Genomic DNA, 17,338 nt, shown 5'->3' on the forward strand with positions numbered 1-17,338 from the left:
GGCACATCGGGGGGCACCTGAGCATCCCACCACATGGTTTCGCGCACGTTGCACACCCATAGTGCCTGCTCCGCTGTGACTCAGGTAACGGGAAAGCGGCCGGAAAGCGGCGCCGGTCAGGCATCTTTCCGGTACCGAACGGTCCCCCGTTCGGCCCAAGGACCCCTTTCAACCACTACGATCGGCGCCCATGGGAGCCTCCCGGCTCATCGGCCCGCCGCGACACGCGCGTCCCCTGGCACTGGCGAGTGCCGTGGCGACGCTCATCGGCGCGCTCTTCCTCTGTCTGGGGGTCGGCGACCCGCCCGGCGCCGACCGGGGCCCCGCCGCCCACGAACAGGTCCTGCGGCACCACACGTCCGTCGTCGACGCGTACGTGTGCCCGTACGACCCCGGCGGCTGCTCCCTCTTCCCGTCCCTCTCGCCCGCGGTGCTCAGCGCCCCGCCGCTGGACCCGCCGCTGCACGCGGAGGGACGGCTGCCGCGCCTCGACGCGCCGCACCGCTCCGGCCTGGCGCCCCGCCCCGGCGCGCAGCCCCGCGCGCCGGACCTCCACGTCCTTCAGGTGCTGCGGACGTAAACGGCCGGGTCATTCCCACAGTTCGTTCGCATCGTTCGCATTTCCCCTTACTTCCGAACTTCCGAGAAGGACGACATCACCATGGCCGCGAACCGCTCCACCACCGCCGACCGCCGCGCCAAGATAGAGGAGCTGCGCCGCGCCGAGCAGGCCCGTGAGCGCCGCAACCGTCTGCTGACGATCGGTCTCTCCACCGTCGTCGTGCTCAGCCTCGTCGGCTTCGGCGGCTGGGTGATCACCAAGGAGAACAAGGAGCAGGAGCAGACGGAGGCGGCCGCCAAGGCCCCCATCAAGGGCGAGAAGGACTGGGACGCCAAGAAGCTGGGCCGCAACCACGTCACCACCCCGGTGAAGTACGACATGAAGCCGCCGGTCGGCGGGGACCACAACCCCGTCTGGCAGAACTGCAACGGCGACGTCTACGACAAGGCCGTCAACGACACCAACGCGGTGCACTCCCTTGAGCACGGCGCCGTCTGGGTGACGTACAACAAGAAGGCGTCCCCCGCCGACGTGGAGAAGCTGAGCGCGAAGGTCAAGAAGACCCCGTACTCGCTGATGAGCCCGGTCGACGACCAGACCGGCGCCATCATGCTGAGCGCCTGGGGCAAGCAGGTGACCGTGGACGGCGCGAGCGACCCGCGGGTCGACGTGTTCTTCACCAAGTACGTCAACGGCCCGCAGACCCCCGAGCCGGGCGCCGCGTGCACCGGCGGCGTCGGCGCGGACGGTCAGGGCGGCGCCGGGATGGGCCAGTGAAGCTGAACCGGACGCAGTGGGCGTCCGTCACCGCCGTGGTCCTGGCCCTGCTGTTCGCCGGGGGCGCCGTCACCGTCGCCTCCGCCGACCGCGACAAGGCCCCGGCCACGCCCACCGCGGAGTCGGCGGACGCGGGCTTCGCCCGTGACATGTCCGTCCACCACCAGCAGGCCGTCGAGATGTCGTTCATCGTCCGCGACCGCACCGAGGACGAGGAGGTGCGCCGCCTCGCGTACGACATCGCCAACACCCAGGCCAACCAGCGCGGCATGATGCTGGGCTGGCTCGACATGTGGCGGCTGCCCAAGGTGCAGTCGGGCGTGGAGCCGATGACCTGGATGGGCATGGGCGGCATGTCCGCGGCCGAGGGGGCCGGCGAGGACGGTGAGCTCATGCCGGGCATGGCCACCCGCGCCGAGCTGGAGCAGCTGCGCAAGGCCTCCGGCCGGGACGCCGAGGTGCTGTACCTGAAGCTCATGACCAAGCACCACAAGGGCGGCATCCACATGGCCCAGGGCTGTGTGGAGCGGTGCGTGCCCGGCGTCGAGCGCGACCTCGCGCAGGGCATGGTCGACGGGCAGCAGTCCGAGATCAAGCTGATGGCGGACATGCTCAAGCAGCGCGGCGCCTGATCTCCGTACCGCGCCCGCCCGCGCGTACCCACGCGTACCCACACGTACCCGTGTGACGCGCGATGCGCCGGCCCCCGTGACCCCAGCGGTCGCGGGGGCCGCGTCGTGACCGGACAATGGTGGTGCTCGGGGACCCCGTACGCACGCCCGACGTCCGACGTCCGACGTCCGGCGTTCGACGAAAGGTGCGCACCCCATGACCACGGCGAAGGACATCATGCACGCGGGAGCCCAGTGGATCCCGGCACACGAGACCCTGGACCGAGCCGCCCAGCTGATGCGCGACCTGAACGTGGGCGCCCTGCCCATCGCCGACCAGAACGAACGGCTCTGCGGCATCATCACGGACCGCGACATCGTGGTCGGCTGCGTGGCCATGGGTCACGATCCCGCCAAGATCACCTGTGGTGACATGGCCCAGGGCACCCCGCGCTGGATCGAGGCGGGCGCCGACGTGGGCGCGGTCCTGGAGGAGATGCAGAGCCACCAGATCCGACGGCTGCCCGTCGTCGAGAACAAGAAGCTGGTCGGCATGATCAGCGAGGCCGATCTGGCCCAGCAGCTGTCGGACGAGCAGCTGAAGGCGTTCTGCGCGAGCGTGTACGCGGCTTCCTGACGCCGTCTCCTGAGGCGGCCTCAGCCTCCCAGCGCGGCCCGGGCCACGGCGTCCGGGCGGTCCAGCATGACCAGATGGCCCGACGGCTCGGCCGCCTCGTAGCGGGCGCCGAGCCGTCGGGCCAGCGCGCGTTGGCGCCGCTCCCAGCGGGCGGAGCCGGCGGGCGCGGCGAGCACGGTGACGGGCAGTCCGGGCGGCAGCGGCACGCGCTCCCGCAGGGCGAGGAGTTCGGCGGCGACGGCTCCGTAGCGGGCGTTCTCGTCGAGGGTGCCGCGCAGCACGCGCGAGGTGCGGTAGACGCGGCGGACCAGGTCGGGGGGTGCCGGGTCGTGCCGTACGGACAGCGCGCGGACGGCCGGTCCGAGCGCCGCCGGCACGCCGAGGGCGGACAGCACGGCGCCCAGCAGCCGGGCCCGGGCGGGCCCGGTGCGGGAGGCGCGCGGGCGCTCCTCCACGGAGGAGTCGACGAGGACGAGCGCGGCGGTACGGGCCGGGTGGAGGCGCGCGAATGCCTCCGCGTGGAATCCGGCGAGCGAGTGGCCGACGACGGTGGCGGGCCCGGGCAGGTGCAGCGCGTCGAGCACGGCGGCGATCCGGTCCGCCTCGCCCGCGGCGGTGGAGGGCCCGGCGGCGGGGGCGGAGAGGCCGTGTCCGGGCCGGTCGAACCGGACGACCGTGCGGTACGGGGCGAGCAGCGGGACGACGGGCGCCCAGTCGAACCAGCTCATGCCGAGCCCCGCGGACAGGACACAGACGGGTCCCGAGCCGTCGACGACGACGTGATGGGGGACGCCGCCGATACGGACGAAGCGGGGGGTGGGGGCGGTGTCCCCGGGGACCCCGGGGACGGGGTCGGGGGCCCCGGGGGCGCGGTCGGAGGCCCCGGGGACGGGGTCGGGCTCGAAGGTCACGGGCGCCGCCCTTCCGGCCGTACGCCCCGCGCACCCCGCGCACCCCGCGCACCCCGTACCCCCGGCCCGGCCGAGTCCTCATCCCTGTCCCTGTCCCTGTCCCGGTCCTCGTCCCAGTCCCCCTCCCGGTGCACCGACCAGGCGAGCACCGCCAGCCACACCGCGACGAGGAGGACCTGGAGGCGCTGCCCCGCGCCCAGGGACCACAGGCCCTTGCCGGCCTCGAAGGCGGCCACGGCGGCGAGGGTCCAGGCGGTGGCGAGGAGTTCGAGGGCGACGAGGACGGGGCCGGTACGGGCGAGGGGGCGCCACAGGCCGTAGCGGCGGGCGGCCAGGGTCAGGGCGACTATCGCGGTCAGCGCGCCGGCCATGGCGAGGCTGGAGCTGACGGCGTGCGCGGTGTGGGTGGCGGGCACGAGTCCGGCGGTCTCGCGCGCGGCGCACTCGGGGTCGGCGGTGGGGGTGCAGCTGAGCGGGAGCCGGGAGTCGACGGCGGTGGCGGCTCCGAAGAGCGCGAGGGCGAGCCAGCCGACGCGCAGCCAGGGGCGGCGCGGGCCGGGTTCGCGCCGGGCCCAGGAGGTCCCGGCCGGGCCGGCGGGGCGGGGGCGGGCGGTGGCCGCGAGGCCGGTCAGCGCGCCCGCGAGGACGAGCAGTCCGGCCGTGAGGTCGGTCGCGCGGAACAGGCCGCCGAGCGGCTGGTCGGCGGCGGCGAGCTCGGAGACGTAGGTCCGGACCGGGTCGAGCCCGGTCCGGACGACGACTTCGAGCACCCAGGCGGTGTACGCGAGCGCGCCGAGCGCGAGGAGGACGGCGGCGGCCTGTGTGGCTTTCCTGGACACACTCGTCCTACGTCAGGGCGTGGTGGAAGGTTCCCGGTGGTCCGGGTGGATCCAGCCCGGCTTGCGGTATTTGAGCAGGGCGCCGGGGATGACGAGGCCGAGGACGAGCAGGCCGCCGCCGACGATCAGGAGGTAGCGCCACAGCGGCTGGTCGCCGAACTGGTCGGGCGGCACGAAGCCGATGACGAGGGCGGCGACGGAGGCGACGAAGCCGGCCCCGGCGACCCAGGCGACGGCGGGGACGCGGAAGCCGCGCTCCACGGCGGGCTGGGTCCTGCGCAGCTTGACCACGGCCACGAACATCAGCAGGTAGGCGATGAGGTAGATCTGCACGGTGATCACGGAGAACATCCAGTACGCGCTGGAGACGTCGTCGCTGAAGGCGTAGAGGACGCCGATCAGGGTGGTGACGACGCCCTGCGCGACCATGATGTTCACGGGGGCGCCGGCCTTGTTGAACTTCTGGAACGCGGGCGGCAGGTAGCCCTCCTGCCGGGAGAGCAGGACGAGGCCCTTGGCGGGTCCGGAGAGCCAGGTGAGCATGCCGCCGAGGGCGGCGCAGACCAGCATGACGCCGACGACCTTCGTCATCCAGCCGATCGAGAAGTGGTCGAAGAAGGCCTGGAACGCCTGCATGAGACCGGCGGTCAGGCTGAGCTGTTCGGCGGGCATCACCCAGGCGATGGCCAGGGCCGGAAGGATGAAGATCAGCAGGACGAGGCCGGTCGCCAGGAACATCGACTTCGGGTACTCGCGCTTGGGCTCGCGCAGCGAGGAGACGTGGACGCCGTTCATCTCCATGCCCGCGTAGGACAGGAAGTTGTTGACGATGAGGACCAGGCTGGCCAGGCCGGTCCAGGGCGGCAGCAGGTGGTCGGCGGTCATGGGCTGCGCGGACGGGTTGCCCTGGCCGAGGAAGACCATGCCGAGGACGACGAGCAGGACGCCGGGGACGAGGGTGCCGACGACGAGGCCGAAGGAGGACAGGCCGGCGATCGTCTTCGTGCCGCGCGCGGAGATCCAGACCCCGGACCAGTAGACGACGACGATGACGAGCGCGACGTACGGGCCGTTCTCGGCGAGGGAGGGGTCAATGACGTACGCGAAGGTCGAGGCCACGTAGGCGAGCAGGCTCGGGTAGTACGCGATGGTCATGGCGAACTGGCACCAGACGGCGAGGAACCCGAGCGGTCTGCCGAGGGCTTCGCTGACCCAGCGGTAGATGCCGCCCTCCCAGCCGGAGGCGAGTTCGGCGCCGACCAGGGCGGTGGGCAGCAGGAACACGAGGGCGGGCAGCAGGTAGAGGAAGACCGCCGCGAGGCCGTAGAGGGCCATGGACGGCGAGGGCCGCAGGGAGGCGACGGACGCGGTGGTCATGAACGCGAGCGTCAGCCAGGAGATGAACTGCCGTCCGGTGCCGTCGTCCTGGCGGAGCCCCGCTTCCGCCGGGGAGCCCGCGGTGGTGTTCCCCGACGGCTCCGCCGCATCGTCAGTGGTCGTCATGGGCCCATGATCAGCGGGCGGGAGCATCTTCGCAAAGGCGGCCGAATGAGGAGGAATCAGATCCTCCCTATCCTGGTATGGATCACGAACACATATCGTTCACAAATCAACTGGTCTCTTCACACCGGACTGCCATACGGTCGTGATCTCCAGGGGTGGGGCCGTCTTGCCATGCCCCGAACCGCCCGTGAAGGACATCGCATGACCATGCCCACCCACTCCCCCGACCAGCAGCCCTGGGGCGCGCCGGGGATGCAGCCCCCGGCCCAGCCCCGCAACGGGCTCGGCGTCTCGGCACTGGTGCTCGGCATCGTGGGCTTGCTCTTCGCGATCATCCCGTTCCTGTTCTGGCTGGGCGGGATCCTCGGTCTGCTGGCCCTGATCTTCGGCATCATCGGCGCCTCGCGGGCCGGCAAGGGCCTGGCGACCAACAAGGGAGCGGCCGTCACCGGCCTGGTCCTGGGCGCCCTCTCGATCCTCGTCTCGATCGTGTGGACCGTCGTCATCGCCACGGCGGTGAGCGACGTCGCCGAGGAGATCCAGAAGTCGGGCGGCCTGCCGACCACCACCGCCTCCGCCGAGCCGGGCGCGGGCGGCACCGCCACGCCCTCGGCCGACGCGACCCCCGGCGCGCTGAAGTTCGGCGAGACCTTCGCGTACGACGACGGCCTCAAGGTCACCGTCTCCGCGCCGCGCGCCCACAAGCCCGACGCCTTCGCCGCCGGCTTCACCAAGGGCAACAAGGCCTTCCAGGTGACCATCACCATCGTCAACGGCGGCAAGGAGGCGGTCGACGTGACCGCCGCCCTGCCGAACGCCAGCGACGCCAACGGCGCCACCGCCGAGATGGTCTTCGACGGCAGCAACGCCACCAAGCCCTTCGAGGGCAAGGTCCTCCCCGGCAAGCAGGCCAAGGCCGACTTCACCTTCGCCATGGCGCCCGACGCCGCCGGCGAGCTCCAGGTCGAGATCGCCCCGACCGTGCTGGACCACGAGTCGGCCGTCTGGACCGGCTCGACCAAGTAGGGCCACGACGGCACGGGCACGCATTCCCCAGGACATAGCGTCGAATTGACGATTAGACTGGGGGGCGTGCCTCAACTACGCCTCGCCCTGAATCAGATCGACTCGACGGTCGGCGATCTCGCCGGCAACGCCGAGGCCGTCGTCCAGTGGACCCGGCACGCCGCCGAGCAGGGGGCGCACCTCGTCGCGTTCCCCGAGATGGTGCTGACCGGCTACCCCGTCGAGGACCTGGCGCTGCGCCCCTCGTTCGTCGAGGCCTCCCGGGCCGCCCTGCGGGCGCTCGGGCGGCGCCTCGCGGACGAGGGCTTCGGCGAGCTGCCGGTCGTCGTCGGCTACCTCGACCGGTCCGAGCGGGACCGGCCCCGGCTCGGCCGGCCCGCCGGCTCCCCGGAGAACGCCGCCGCCGTGCTGTACCGGGGCGAGGTGGTGCTGCGCTTCGCCAAGCACCACCTGCCCAACTACGGCGTCTTCGACGAGTACCGCTACTTCGTCCAGGGCGACACCCTGCCCGTCCTGCGCGTCCACGGCGTCGACGTCGCCCTCGCGATCTGCGAGGACCTGTGGCAGGACGGCGGCCGGGTCCCGGCGGCCCGCAGCGCCCGGGCCGGACTGCTGCTGTCGGTCAACGCCTCCCCGTACGAGCGGAACAAGGACGACACGCGGCTCGAACTGGTCCGCGCCCGCGCCCGGGAGGCCGGCTGCACGACCGCGTACCTGGCGACCACCGGCGGCCAGGACGAGCTGGTCTTCGACGGCGACTCGATCGTCGTCGACGCCTCCGGCGAGGTGATCGCGCGCGCCCCGCAGTTCGCCGAGGGCAGCGTGATCCTGGACCTGGACCTCCCGGCGGCCGTGCCGGACGCCGCCGAGGGCACCGTCGACGACGGGCTGCGGATCGACCGGGTGGTGCTCTCCGAGGAGCCGCTGCCCGCGTACGAGCCGGAGGTCACCGGAGGCTACGCGGAGCGGCTCGACGACGACGAGGAGGTCTACTCGGCGCTGGTCGTCGGCCTGCGGGCGTACGTCGCCAAGAACGGCTTCCGGTCCGTCCTGGTCGGCCTGTCCGGCGGCATCGACTCCGCGCTGGTCGCCGCCATCGCCTGCGACGCGGTCGGCGCGCCGAACGTGCACGGCGTGTCGATGCCCTCGAAGTACTCCTCGGACCACTCGCGCGCCGACGCCGCCGAACTGGCCCGCCGCACCGGCCTCGGCTTCCGCACCGTCTCCATCGAGCCGATGTTCGACGCCTATCTGGGCTCCCTCGCCCTGACCGGGCTCGCCGAGGAGAACCTCCAGTCCCGGCTGCGCGGCACGCTGCTCATGGCGCTCTCCAACCAGGAGGGCCACCTCGTCCTCGCACCGGGCAACAAGTCCGAGCTGGCGGTGGGCTACTCGACGCTGTACGGCGACTCCGTCGGCGCGTACGGCCCCATCAAGGACGTCTACAAGTCGGACGTCTTCCGGCTCGCCCGCTGGCGCAACCGGGCCGCCGAGGAGCGCGGCCAGCTCCCGCCGATCCCGGAGAACTCGATCGTCAAGCCGCCGAGCGCCGAACTCCGCCCGGACCAGGTCGACACGGACTCGCTGCCCGACTACGGGGTCCTGGACCGGATCCTGGAGCTCTACGTCGACCGCGACCGGGGCAAGGACGAGATCGTCGCGGCCGGCTTCGACGAGGAGCTGGTGACCCGCACGCTGCGGATGGTGGACACGGCGGAGTACAAGCGCCGCCAGTACCCGCCGGGCACCAAGATCTCCGCGAAGGGCTTCGGCAAGGACCGCCGCCTGCCCATCACCAACCGCTGGCGCGAGACGCCCGCCTGACGGAGCCTCCGGCGGCCCGGGTGGAGGTGGGTCAGAACCTCACGCGGGCCGCGACCGGCAGGTGGTCGCTCTTCGTCTCCGGCAGGGTCCAGGAGGAGAGCGGCTCCACGCCCTTCACCATGATCTGGTCGATGCGGGCCATCGGGAAGGACGCCGGCCAGCTGAAGCCGAAGCCGTCGCCGGCCGCGCCCTGCGTGGAACGCAGCTGCGAGGTCACCGCGTTGAGCGAGCGGTCGTTCATGGTGCCGTTGAGGTCGCCGAGCAGCACGATCCGCTGATGCGGGTCGTGCGAGATGGCCTCGCCGAGGGCGTTGGCGCTGTCGTCGCGCTGGTTGGCGGTGAACCCGGCGTTCAGCTTGACCCGTACGGAGGGGAGGTGGGCCACGTAGACGGCCACGTCCCCGGCGGGGGCGGCGACGGTGGCGCGCATGGCGCGGGTCCAGCCCATCCGGATGTCGACCGGCCGCGGGTCGCGCAGCGGGTACTTGCTCCACAGGCCGACCGTGCCCTGCACCGAGTGGTACCGGTACGTGTCGGCCAGACCGCGCTCGTAGGTGGGCACCACGTCGCCCTTGAGCTCCTCCAGGGCGACCACGTCCGCGCCGGAGGCGGCGATCTGACGGGCCGTGCCCTCCGGGTCGGGGTTGTCGGCGTTCACGTTGTGGCTCACCACGGTGAGGCCGTCGCCGGGCTCCGACTTGTCGACGATCAGGCCGCCGAAGACGTTGACCCAGACGACGGCCGGCAGCAGCAGGGCGATCAGCGCGGTCGCGGAGCGGCGCAGCAGGGCGAGGACGAGGAGCACCAGCACGAACAGGCCGAGCCAGGGCAGGAAGGTCTCGGTCAGGCTGCCGAGGTTGCCGATCCGGTTGGGGATGTCCGAGTGGAACACCATCAGGAACGTCAGCAGCACGGCGCACAGGGCGAGCAGGATGCCGCGCCGCCAGATGCCGCGGTCGCCGCGCAGGGCCCGGAGGCGGTAGGCGAGCCGGGAGGCGGGGCCCTTGTCGTGCGGCGCGCCGCCGTTCTCGGTCTCCGTCATGTCCACCCGCGTCATCGCTGCCGTCCTCACTGCCTTGCTCTGCGACCCGGACTCGACCCTAGGCGATTCCGGTTCGGTCGTACTCCCCGAGGGACGACACAGCCGCGTGGCGGGTTCCTGAGGGCGGCGCGGGGCGCGGGGCTGTGACAGAACGCGCACATTCGTACGACTCGTCCGGTCGGTGTGTCGTGCCTGGTCAGCGGCGCGGGCGCACGCCCTCCAGGACGGCGTCGACGACCCGCTCGGCGAGGTCGGGGTCCAGGGACGCGCCGGGGCGGATCACGGTGCGCAGCAGCAACGGGCCGGTGAAGAGGTCGTTGACGAGTTCGGCGTCGAGGTCGTCGCGGATCTCGCCGAGTTCCATCCCGCGCCGGACGACGTCCAGGCCCATCCGGCGGCGGGGGTCGATGACGGTCTGGTGGTACGCGTCCCACAGCTTGGGGTAGCTCTGCATCTGCGAGAACACGTTGTGGAGCAGCGCGGAGTTCCGTTTGGCGAGCCCTCGCCGCCGGATCGACTCCATGAGGGCGACGAGGTCGTCCCGCACCGAGACCCCGGGCAGCACCGGATCCGGGGCCTCGACGGACCGCAGCAGGTCGACGAAGAGCTCTTCCTTGCCGGGCCAGCGACGGTAGATGGTGGCCTTGCCGACCCCGGCGGTGCGGGCGATCTTCTCGATCGACAGCTCGGTCAGCGGCGTCCCGCCCTCCAACAGCCCGATCGCCGCGTCGAAGATCGCCTGCTCCACCGCCTCACTCCGAGGCCGCCCACGCCGCGCGGAGCCGGGGCAGTCGTCGGAGGGGGGAGGGGGGGTGGAGGCGGTGGTGGGGGCCTGGGCGGGGGACGGCGGGGTGGCGGCGGCTGGCGACGGGGTCGTGGACGCGGCGCGCGGATCGCGCGCGCCGCTCGCGGCGGCGGCGCCCTCGGCCCGCGCCGGGCCCGCGGCGGGCGCCCGACCGGGCGTCGCGCTCCCCGGGCCTTCGGCCCGCCGCGCGTCCACGGCCGGGGCCGTGCCGCGCGAGGTGTCCCCGGCCCGTCTTGCGGGGCCCGGGGCCGTCGGCCGTGCCCCGTCGTTCTCCTGCGCCACGTCCGCTCCGCCTTTCCGTCCGGGCCCCTGGGCCACCGCCGCGTCCTGTCGTCAGCTCTTCACCGATTCTCCCGCCTGTGCCCGGTCGCCGGGAACGGAGGAGCGCTGTGCCGGGAGCGCCGGGGTGCGGCCGGGGAGGAAGACGGCCACGACGACGGCGCCCAGGAGGGCGACGGCGGCGGAGCCGAAGGCGGCGACGTGCATGGCGTCGAGGAAGGCGTCGTACGCGGGGGCGACCAGGCCGCGCCCGGCCGGGCCCAGCTTCTCGGCGACCGCCAGGGTGGCCTCGATGGACTCGCCGGCCGCGTCGCGCAGCCCGGGCGGGACCGCGCCGAGGTGGTCCTCGATGCCGCCGCGGTAGGTGGAGGACAGGACGGAGCCGAGGACGGCCACGCCGAGCGCCCCGCCGACCTGGCGGAAGGTGTTGTTGATCGCCGAGCCGGAGCCGGCCTTCTCGCGGGGCAGCGCCTGCATCACGGCGACGGTGACCGGCGGCATGATGTGCGCCATGCCGGCGCCCTGGACGAAGAAGACGACTTCGAGGACCCAGACGGGGGTGTCGGCGTCGAAGAAGGCGAACGCGCCCAGGCCGACGGCGACGGCGAGCATGCCGACGGTGCACACGGCCTTGGCGCCGAAGCGGTCGACGACCAGCCGGGCCCGCGGCGAGAACAGCACCTGGGCGATGGCCAGCGGCAGGATCAGCAGGCCGGACTGCAGGGCGCTGTAGCCGCGGACGCTCTGGAGGTAGAAGGCGGAGAAGAAGGTCACGCCGAGCAGGGCGAAGAAGACCAGCGCGATGGCGGCGACGGCGGCCGAGAACGCGGGCTTGCGGAAGTACGAGATGTCGAGCGCCGGGTGGTCGGTGCGCTTCTCGTACAGCACGAAGCCGGTGAGGACCGCGAGGCCGGCCAGCGCGGGCACGAGGACGGTGACGTCGGTGACGCTCGCCAGCTCGCCGCCGCGGATGATGCCGTACACGAGCAGGACCAGGCCGAGGACGGAGAGCAGCACGCCGGGCAGGTCGATCCGGCCGGGCTTCGGGTCCTTGGAGTCGGGCACGAGCCAGGCCATGAGGCCGAGGGCGAGCAGCACGACGGGGACGTTGACCAGGAAGATCGAGCCCCACCAGAAGTGCTCCAGGAGGATGCCGCCGGTGATGGGGCCGATGGCGATCGCGAGGCCGACGCTGCCGGCCCAGATGCCGATGGCCTTCGGCTGCTCGTCGCGCTCGAAGACGTTCATGAGGACGGCGAGGGTGGCCGGCATGACGAAGGCGGCGCCGAGGCCCATGAGGGCCCGGTAGCCGATGAGCTCGGCCGGCGAGCCGGAGAGCGCGGCGAGCGCGGAGGCGATGCCGAAGACGGTGATGCCGAACAGGAGCACCTTCTTGCGGCCCAGGCGGTCCCCGAGGAGGCCGGAGGTGAAGAGGAGTCCGGCGAAGACGAGCGTGTAGGAGTTGATGGCCCACTCCAGCTCGCTCTGGGTGGCGCCGATGCCGGTGGGCGCGGGGCTGGCGATCGTCTTGACGGCGACGTTCAGGATCGAGTTGTCGAGCACGACGATCAGCAGGCTGAGCATCAGGACGCCGAGGATCGCCCAGCGGCGGCGGTGCACGGCCTCGGGTATCCGGGGCAGGGTGAGGTCAGGGGACGGCTGAGACATGCCGCTCACCCTAGACCTATTTCGATACGGGACCGTCTCGTATCGAATCACCTGATGAAGTTTTTACGTTGCGCAGGTGTGAACAGCACCACTCCGCCCCACTTCCCCGGCCCCCCGGCGAAGTGCCACCATGGACATGGTCCGGGGACGCCACAGGGCGCCTCGAGATGACAAAAAGGAGCCGTTCACCATGACGCTTCAGGCTGCCCAGAAACCGCCCGCCGACAGCAGCAAGGCGCTGTACGGAGGGAAGGGCACCCGCCGCATCACCGTCCACGACATCGCCGCCGCCAAGACCCGCGGCGAGAAGTGGCCCATGCTCACCGCCTACGACGCCATGACCGCGTCCGTCTTCGACGAGGCCGGCATCCCGGTGGTCCTCGTCGGCGACTCGATGGGCAACTGTCACCTCGGCTACGACACCACCGTGCCCGTCACGATGGACGAGATGACGCTGCTCTCCGCCGCCGTCGTACGGGGCACCAAGCGCGCCCTCGTCGTCGGCGACCTCCCCTTCGGCTCGTACCAGGAGGGCCCCGTCCAGGCCCTGCGGAACGCCACCCGGCTGGTCAAGGACGCGGGCGTCGGCGCGATCAAGCTGGAGGGCGGCGAGCGCTCCCTCCCGCAGACCGAGCTGCTCGTCCAGGCCGGCATCCCCGTCATGTCCCACCTGGGCCTGACCCCGCAGTCCGTGAACACCATGGGCTACCGGGTGCAGGGCCGCTCCGACGAGGCCGCGCACCGGCTGCTCAGCGACGCCAAGGCGGCGCAGGACGCGGGCGCCTTCGCCGTGGTCCTGGAGCTCGTCCCGGCCGAGCTGGCCGCCGAGGTCACCCGCTCGCTGCACATCCCGACGATCGGCATCGGCGCCGGCCCCGACACGGACGCGCAGGTCCTGGTCTGGACCGACATGGCCGGTCTGACCGGCGGCAAGGTGCCCCGCTTCACCAAGCAGTACGCCAACCTGCGCGAGACGCTCGGCGACGCCGCCCGCGCCTTCGCCCAGGACGTCACCGGCGGGGCGTTCCCCGCCGAGGAGCACAGCTTCCACTAGCCCCACCGGACCTTCCCGGTAAGAACCGCGGCCCGCCGACCGTCCCCCGTCGGCGGGCCGTCGGCTGCTGTCGGCGCCCGCGCCCGGTGCTGTCGGCCGGCTGTCGGTCCGCTGTCGGTCGACTGTCGGTGGCGCCGTGTTCCATGGTGGACATGACGCGATCACACACCAACGCCGTCGAGGTCCGGGGCCTCGTGAAGCACTTCGGCGAGACGAAGGCCCTGGACGGGGTCGACCTGGACGTCCGCGAGGGCACCGTCCTCGGGGTCCTCGGCCCCAACGGCGCCGGCAAGACCACCCTCGTCCGCTGCCTGTCCACCCTCATCGCCCCGGACGCCGGCACCGCCTTCGTCGCCGGCTACGACGTGGTGCGCCAGCCCCGCCAGCTGCGCCGCACCATCGGCCTCACCGGCCAGTACGCCTCGGTCGACGAGAAGCTGTCCGGCTGGGAGAACCTGTACATGATCGGGCGGCTGCTCGACCTCTCCCGCAAGGACGCCCGGGCCCGCGCCGACGAGCTCCTGGAGCGCTTCTCCCTCACCGAGGCCGCCAAGCGCCCCGCGATGAACTACTCCGGCGGCATGCGGCGCCGCCTCGACCTGGCCGCCTCGATGATCGGCCGGCCGGCCGTGCTCTACCTGGACGAGCCGACCACCGGCCTCGACCCCCGCACCCGCAACGAGGTGTGGGACGAGGTCCAGCGGATGGTCGCCGAGGGCGCCACCGTCCTGCTCACCACGCAGTACATGGAGGAGGCGGAGCAGCTCGCCAGCGAGCTGACCGTCATCGACCGCGGCCGGGTCATCGCACGCGGCGGCGTCGACGAGCTGAAGGCGCGGGTCGGCGGCCGCACCCTCCAGGTCCGCCCGGCCGATCCGGCCGACCTCGCCGCGATGGCGGCGGCGCTCCGCGAGACGGGCCTCGACGGCGTCGCGGGCGCGACCGTGGTGCCCGACGAGGGCGTGCTGTACGTGCCGATCCTCAGCGACGAGCAGCTGACCGCCGTCGTGGGCCTGTTCGGCGCCCGCGGCTTCGGCATCGCCCACATCGGCACCCACCTGCCGAGCCTCGACGAGGTCTTCCTCGCCATCACGGGCGCGAAGACGTCCGCCACCGACGCCGTCCACGACGCGCTCGACCAGGAGGTCGCCGCATGAGCACCACCACCCTGCCCCAGTCCCCCGTGGACACCCCCGGCCCCAAGCCCTCCCGGCAGGCGCCCGGCGCCGCCGACGGCCGCATCGGCCTGCGGGCCAACCTGCGCCACATCGGCGCCCTGGTCCGCCGCAACGCGCTCCAGATCAAGCAGGACCCGGAGTCGATGTTCGACGCCGTCCTGATGCCGATCATCTTCGTGCTGCTCTTCGTGTACGTCTTCGGCGGCGCGATCGCCGGCAAGGGCAACAACTCGGAGTACGTGAACTACGTCGTGCCCGGCCTGATGGCCATGATGGGCATGAACATCGCGATGGGCGTCGGCACCGGCATCAACGACGACTTCAAGAAGGGCGTCATGGACCGGTTCCGGACCATGCCGATCGCCCGCTCCTCGGTGCTCATCGCGAAGATAGTCGTCGAGCTCGGCCGCATGCTGATCGCCACCGCGATCCTGCTGGGCATGGGCTTCCTGCTCGGCCTGCAGATCCACACCTCGGTGCTCCACCTGTTCGCCGCGATCGGCCTGTCCGCGATCTTCGGCGCCGCCCTGATGTGGATCTTCATCCTGCTCGGTCTCACCATGAAGACGGCCCAGGCCGTCCAGGGGATGGCGATGCTGGTGCTGATGCCCCTCCAGTTCGGCTCGTCGATCTTCGCCCCGCCGACCACGATGCCCGGCTGGCTGCAGAGCTTCACCGACTACAACCCGCTGTCGAACCTCGCCGACGCCGCCCGCGGCCTGATCAACGGCGGCCCCGTCGCCCACTCGGTGTGGATGACCCTCGCCTGGGCGGCCGGCCTCACCGTGGTCATGGCGCCCCTCGCGGTCGCCAAGTTCCGCAAGAAGACCTGATCCGCAGGGGGATTCAGGACTCGGCGCGCCCGTTGATCGCGTCGGCGCGTACGAGCAGGGCGGCGGCCTCCTCCAGGGAGAGGCCGCCGCCTTCGGCGTACGCGGCCTCGAACTCCGCCTCGTCGCCGAGCGCGGCACGGGCCAGTTCGGTGCCGCGCGCCAGGTTCTCCAGCTCGATGGGCGGGGACAGGTGCCCCGGCGGGCGCAGCCCCTCGGACGCGCCGAGCAGCACGGCCGCCGTACGGGCCCCGGGCCCGCCGAGCCCGGCCAGCGCCCAGGCGGCGGTCATCAGATGGACCGACGGCATCTGCGGGGCGACCATCAGCGACAGGGCGCCGAGCGAGCGCTCGTACGCCCGCCGGGCGAGCGCGAAGGCCACGTCGTACCGCTCGTCGAGGTTCTCCACCCAGCCCAGGCTGCCGAGGGTGAAGCCCTCGAAGATGGAGAGGGTCTGCGAGCGGAACTCGCCGAGCAGCCGCTCCAGATGGGCCCGGGCCTCCTCCAGGCGTCCGGTCCGGCCGAGCAGCATGGCCAGGAAGATCCGGGCGGCGAGCATCGGCTCGTGGCCGCGCCCGTGTTCGCCCTCGACGACCTCGCGCAGGATCTTCTCGGCCTCGTCGAGACGCCCGGTCTCGATCAGCATGTCGGCGTAGCGGGCGCGCAGCAGCGCCATCTGGGACTGGGCGCCGACCCGCCGCGCGTAGTCGATGGCGGCGGCGAAGTCCTCGGCGGCGCCGTGGAACTCCAGCCGCCGTTCCCGCGCCTCGGCACGCGAGGACAGCGCCTCGGCCGCGCCCCAGGCGTCGTCGAGCCGGACGAAGATCCGCAGGCTCTCCTCGGCGTCGACGGCGGCCTGTCCGGCGAGGTCGGCCCGGTTGGCGAGCAGGTTGGCGCGCAGTTGCAGGGCGTTGCCGAGCTCCCAGTCGTATCCGTAGCGGCGGCAGGCGGCGACGTGGGCGTCCAGGGCCTGGCCCATGCGTCCGGGTTCGGCGATGAGCAGGACGGCGAAGACGGCGAAGGAGCCGGGCAGCCGGCAGGTCTGGGGCAGCCCCGGCGGATACATCTCGTTGATGCGCCGCAGCCGGGCGATGCCCTCGGGGGTGGTCCACCGCCCCGTCTCGTGGTCCATGTTGAGCAGTTCGATCAGGCGCACGCCGCGCCGCGCCTCCCACAGCTGGTCCTCGTCGAGCGGCGGGGTCCGTGCGGTGACCGGCTCGCCCAGCGGTACGACGGGGCCGGCGCCGGGCCCGAACGGGTCGGGCCCGAGGGCGGCGACGGACTCGGCCCAGTGCAGGGCGTCGGCCCGCAGGTCGCGCATGGTCCAGTACCAGAGCAGGGAGTGGACGAGGACGAGCGCCTCGTGCTCGTCGCGGGCGGCGACGGCCCGCCGCAGCGCGGTGCGGACGTTCCCGTACTCGACGCCGAACCGGGCGAGGGCGGCGGTCTGTCCCCGCCCCCGCAACGCGGGATCGGTCACCCGCGCCAGCTCCCGGTAATACACCAGATGAAGCCGCTCGGTCTCCCCCCGATCCCCCCCTTCGTCCAACCGCTCCCCCGCATACTCGGCCACCGTCTCCAACAACCGATACCGCATCCCCCCAACCCCCTCGACAACCACCACCAACGACTTGTCGACCAAGGCCCCCAACACATCCAACACACCCAACCCACCCAGCAGCGCACCCCCGCACACAGCCTCGGCAGCCTCCAGATCACACCCACCCGTGAACACCGAAAGCCGCCGCAACACCACCCGCTCCGGCCCCTCCAACAAATCCCACGACCAGTC

The 17,338-nt window shown here is 72.3% G+C and carries 16 protein-coding genes; 9 read left to right on the forward strand and 7 right to left on the reverse strand.

Features of this window, described 5'->3' with window-relative positions; all coding sequences use genetic code 11:
• Positions 1–190: 190 nt before the first annotated feature.
• The 4 genes from AB0Q96_RS07010 to AB0Q96_RS07025 all read left to right on the forward strand — a co-directional run bounded on the left by AB0Q96_RS07010 (position 191) and on the right by AB0Q96_RS07025 (position 2,587).
• Positions 191–580 (forward strand): hypothetical protein, encoded by a 390-nt coding sequence (locus tag AB0Q96_RS07010; RefSeq protein ID WP_365322450.1) that lies wholly within the window; start codon positions 191–193, stop codon positions 578–580.
• An 81-nt stretch (positions 581–661) separates the two neighbouring features.
• On the forward strand, positions 662–1,339 hold the full coding sequence (locus AB0Q96_RS07015; protein ID WP_365322452.1) for a DUF3105 domain-containing protein: 678 nt from the start codon (positions 662–664) through the stop codon (positions 1,337–1,339).
• Positions 1,340–1,341: 2 nt separating this feature from the next.
• Positions 1,342–1,971, forward strand: a complete 630-nt coding sequence (locus AB0Q96_RS07020; RefSeq protein ID WP_365322508.1) for a DUF305 domain-containing protein — start codon at positions 1,342–1,344, stop codon at positions 1,969–1,971.
• A gap of 196 nt (positions 1,972–2,167) precedes the next feature.
• A complete protein-coding gene (locus tag AB0Q96_RS07025; RefSeq protein ID WP_365322454.1) occupies positions 2,168–2,587 on the forward strand; it encodes a CBS domain-containing protein in 420 nt (139 codons plus the stop codon).
• 20 nt (positions 2,588–2,607) lie between these two features.
• On the opposite strand, the gene AB0Q96_RS07030 is transcribed toward AB0Q96_RS07025, so the two are convergent.
• The 3 genes from AB0Q96_RS07030 to AB0Q96_RS07040 form a co-directional block, all read right to left on the reverse strand.
• Positions 2,608–3,387 carry an alpha/beta hydrolase gene (locus tag AB0Q96_RS07030; RefSeq protein WP_365322510.1) on the reverse strand — a complete coding sequence of 260 codons (780 nt, stop codon included), beginning with the start codon at positions 3,385–3,387 and terminating at the stop codon, positions 2,608–2,610.
• Between the two features lie 107 nt (positions 3,388–3,494).
• Entirely contained in the window at positions 3,495–4,337 is an 843-nt protein-coding gene (locus tag AB0Q96_RS07035; protein WP_365322456.1) for a DUF998 domain-containing protein, read from the reverse strand.
• Positions 4,338–4,349: 12 nt separating this feature from the next.
• On the reverse strand, positions 4,350–5,840 hold the full coding sequence (locus AB0Q96_RS07040) for an APC family permease (protein ID WP_365322458.1): 1,491 nt from the start codon (positions 5,838–5,840) through the stop codon (positions 4,350–4,352).
• A 201-nt stretch (positions 5,841–6,041) separates the two neighbouring features.
• On the opposite strand from AB0Q96_RS07040, the gene AB0Q96_RS07045 reads away from it, so the two are divergent.
• Together AB0Q96_RS07045 and AB0Q96_RS07050 are read left to right on the forward strand one after the other, a co-directional pair.
• A complete protein-coding gene (locus AB0Q96_RS07045) occupies positions 6,042–6,866 on the forward strand; it encodes a DUF4190 domain-containing protein (protein WP_365322460.1) in 825 nt (274 codons plus the stop codon).
• Positions 6,867–6,932: 66 nt separating this feature from the next.
• Positions 6,933–8,690, forward strand: coding sequence for an NAD+ synthase (locus tag AB0Q96_RS07050; protein ID WP_365322462.1), 1,758 nt, complete (start codon positions 6,933–6,935; stop codon positions 8,688–8,690).
• 31 nt (positions 8,691–8,721) lie between these two features.
• On the opposite strand, the gene AB0Q96_RS07055 is transcribed toward AB0Q96_RS07050, so the two are convergent.
• From AB0Q96_RS07055 to AB0Q96_RS07065, 3 genes are all read right to left on the reverse strand, one after another.
• A complete protein-coding gene (locus AB0Q96_RS07055) occupies positions 8,722–9,747 on the reverse strand; it encodes an endonuclease/exonuclease/phosphatase family protein (RefSeq protein ID WP_365322463.1) in 1,026 nt (341 codons plus the stop codon).
• A gap of 181 nt (positions 9,748–9,928) precedes the next feature.
• Positions 9,929–10,480: a TetR/AcrR family transcriptional regulator gene (locus AB0Q96_RS07060; protein ID WP_365322464.1), complete on the reverse strand. Its 552-nt coding sequence runs from the start codon at positions 10,478–10,480 to the stop codon at positions 9,929–9,931.
• Between the two features lie 390 nt (positions 10,481–10,870).
• On the reverse strand, positions 10,871–12,484 hold the full coding sequence (locus AB0Q96_RS07065; RefSeq protein WP_365322465.1) for an MFS transporter: 1,614 nt from the start codon (positions 12,482–12,484) through the stop codon (positions 10,871–10,873).
• 190 nt (positions 12,485–12,674) lie between these two features.
• On the opposite strand from AB0Q96_RS07065, the gene panB reads away from it, so the two are divergent.
• The 3 genes from panB (at position 12,675) to AB0Q96_RS07080 (ending at position 15,549) form a co-directional block, all read left to right on the forward strand.
• Positions 12,675–13,538 carry a 3-methyl-2-oxobutanoate hydroxymethyltransferase gene (gene panB, locus AB0Q96_RS07070; protein ID WP_365322466.1) on the forward strand — a complete coding sequence of 288 codons (864 nt, stop codon included), beginning with the start codon at positions 12,675–12,677 and terminating at the stop codon, positions 13,536–13,538.
• A gap of 143 nt (positions 13,539–13,681) precedes the next feature.
• Positions 13,682–14,695, forward strand: a complete 1,014-nt coding sequence (locus AB0Q96_RS07075) for an ATP-binding cassette domain-containing protein (RefSeq protein ID WP_365322467.1) — start codon at positions 13,682–13,684, stop codon at positions 14,693–14,695.
• Entirely contained in the window at positions 14,692–15,549 is an 858-nt protein-coding gene (locus AB0Q96_RS07080; protein ID WP_365322468.1) for an ABC transporter permease, read from the forward strand. The genes AB0Q96_RS07075 and AB0Q96_RS07080 overlap by 4 nt, the downstream gene beginning before the upstream one ends.
• A gap of 13 nt (positions 15,550–15,562) precedes the next feature.
• Here the strand turns inward: AB0Q96_RS07080 and AB0Q96_RS07085 are convergent, their stop codons facing one another.
• Entirely contained in the window at positions 15,563–17,026 is a 1,464-nt protein-coding gene (locus tag AB0Q96_RS07085; RefSeq protein WP_365322469.1) for a tetratricopeptide repeat protein, read from the reverse strand.
• Positions 17,027–17,338: the final 312 nt, after the last annotated feature.

Source organism: Streptomyces sp. NPDC093111, assembly GCF_040683955.1.
Lineage (GTDB): Bacteria > Actinomycetota > Actinomycetes > Streptomycetales > Streptomycetaceae > Streptomyces.

Excerpts from the sequence above, each read along its gene's own strand:
- AB0Q96_RS07015 (WP_365322452.1), top strand. The coding sequence starts at position 662 with ATGGCCGCGAACCGCTCCACCACCGCCGACCGCCGCGCCAAGATAGAG.
- panB (WP_365322466.1), top strand. The coding sequence starts at position 12,675 with ATGACGCTTCAGGCTGCCCAGAAACCGCCCGCCGACAGCAGCAAGGCG.
- AB0Q96_RS07075 (WP_365322467.1), top strand. The coding sequence starts at position 13,682 with ATGGTGGACATGACGCGATCACACACCAACGCCGTCGAGGTCCGGGGC.
- AB0Q96_RS07025 (WP_365322454.1), top strand. The coding sequence starts at position 2,168 with ATGACCACGGCGAAGGACATCATGCACGCGGGAGCCCAGTGGATCCCG.
- AB0Q96_RS07040 (WP_365322458.1), bottom strand. The coding sequence starts at position 5,840 with ATGACGACCACTGACGATGCGGCGGAGCCGTCGGGGAACACCACCGCG.
- AB0Q96_RS07045 (WP_365322460.1), top strand. The coding sequence starts at position 6,042 with ATGACCATGCCCACCCACTCCCCCGACCAGCAGCCCTGGGGCGCGCCG.
- AB0Q96_RS07065 (WP_365322465.1), bottom strand. The coding sequence starts at position 12,484 with ATGTCTCAGCCGTCCCCTGACCTCACCCTGCCCCGGATACCCGAGGCC.
- AB0Q96_RS07010 (WP_365322450.1), top strand. The coding sequence starts at position 191 with ATGGGAGCCTCCCGGCTCATCGGCCCGCCGCGACACGCGCGTCCCCTG.
- AB0Q96_RS07080 (WP_365322468.1), top strand. The coding sequence starts at position 14,692 with ATGAGCACCACCACCCTGCCCCAGTCCCCCGTGGACACCCCCGGCCCC.
- AB0Q96_RS07055 (WP_365322463.1), bottom strand. The coding sequence starts at position 9,747 with ATGACGCGGGTGGACATGACGGAGACCGAGAACGGCGGCGCGCCGCAC.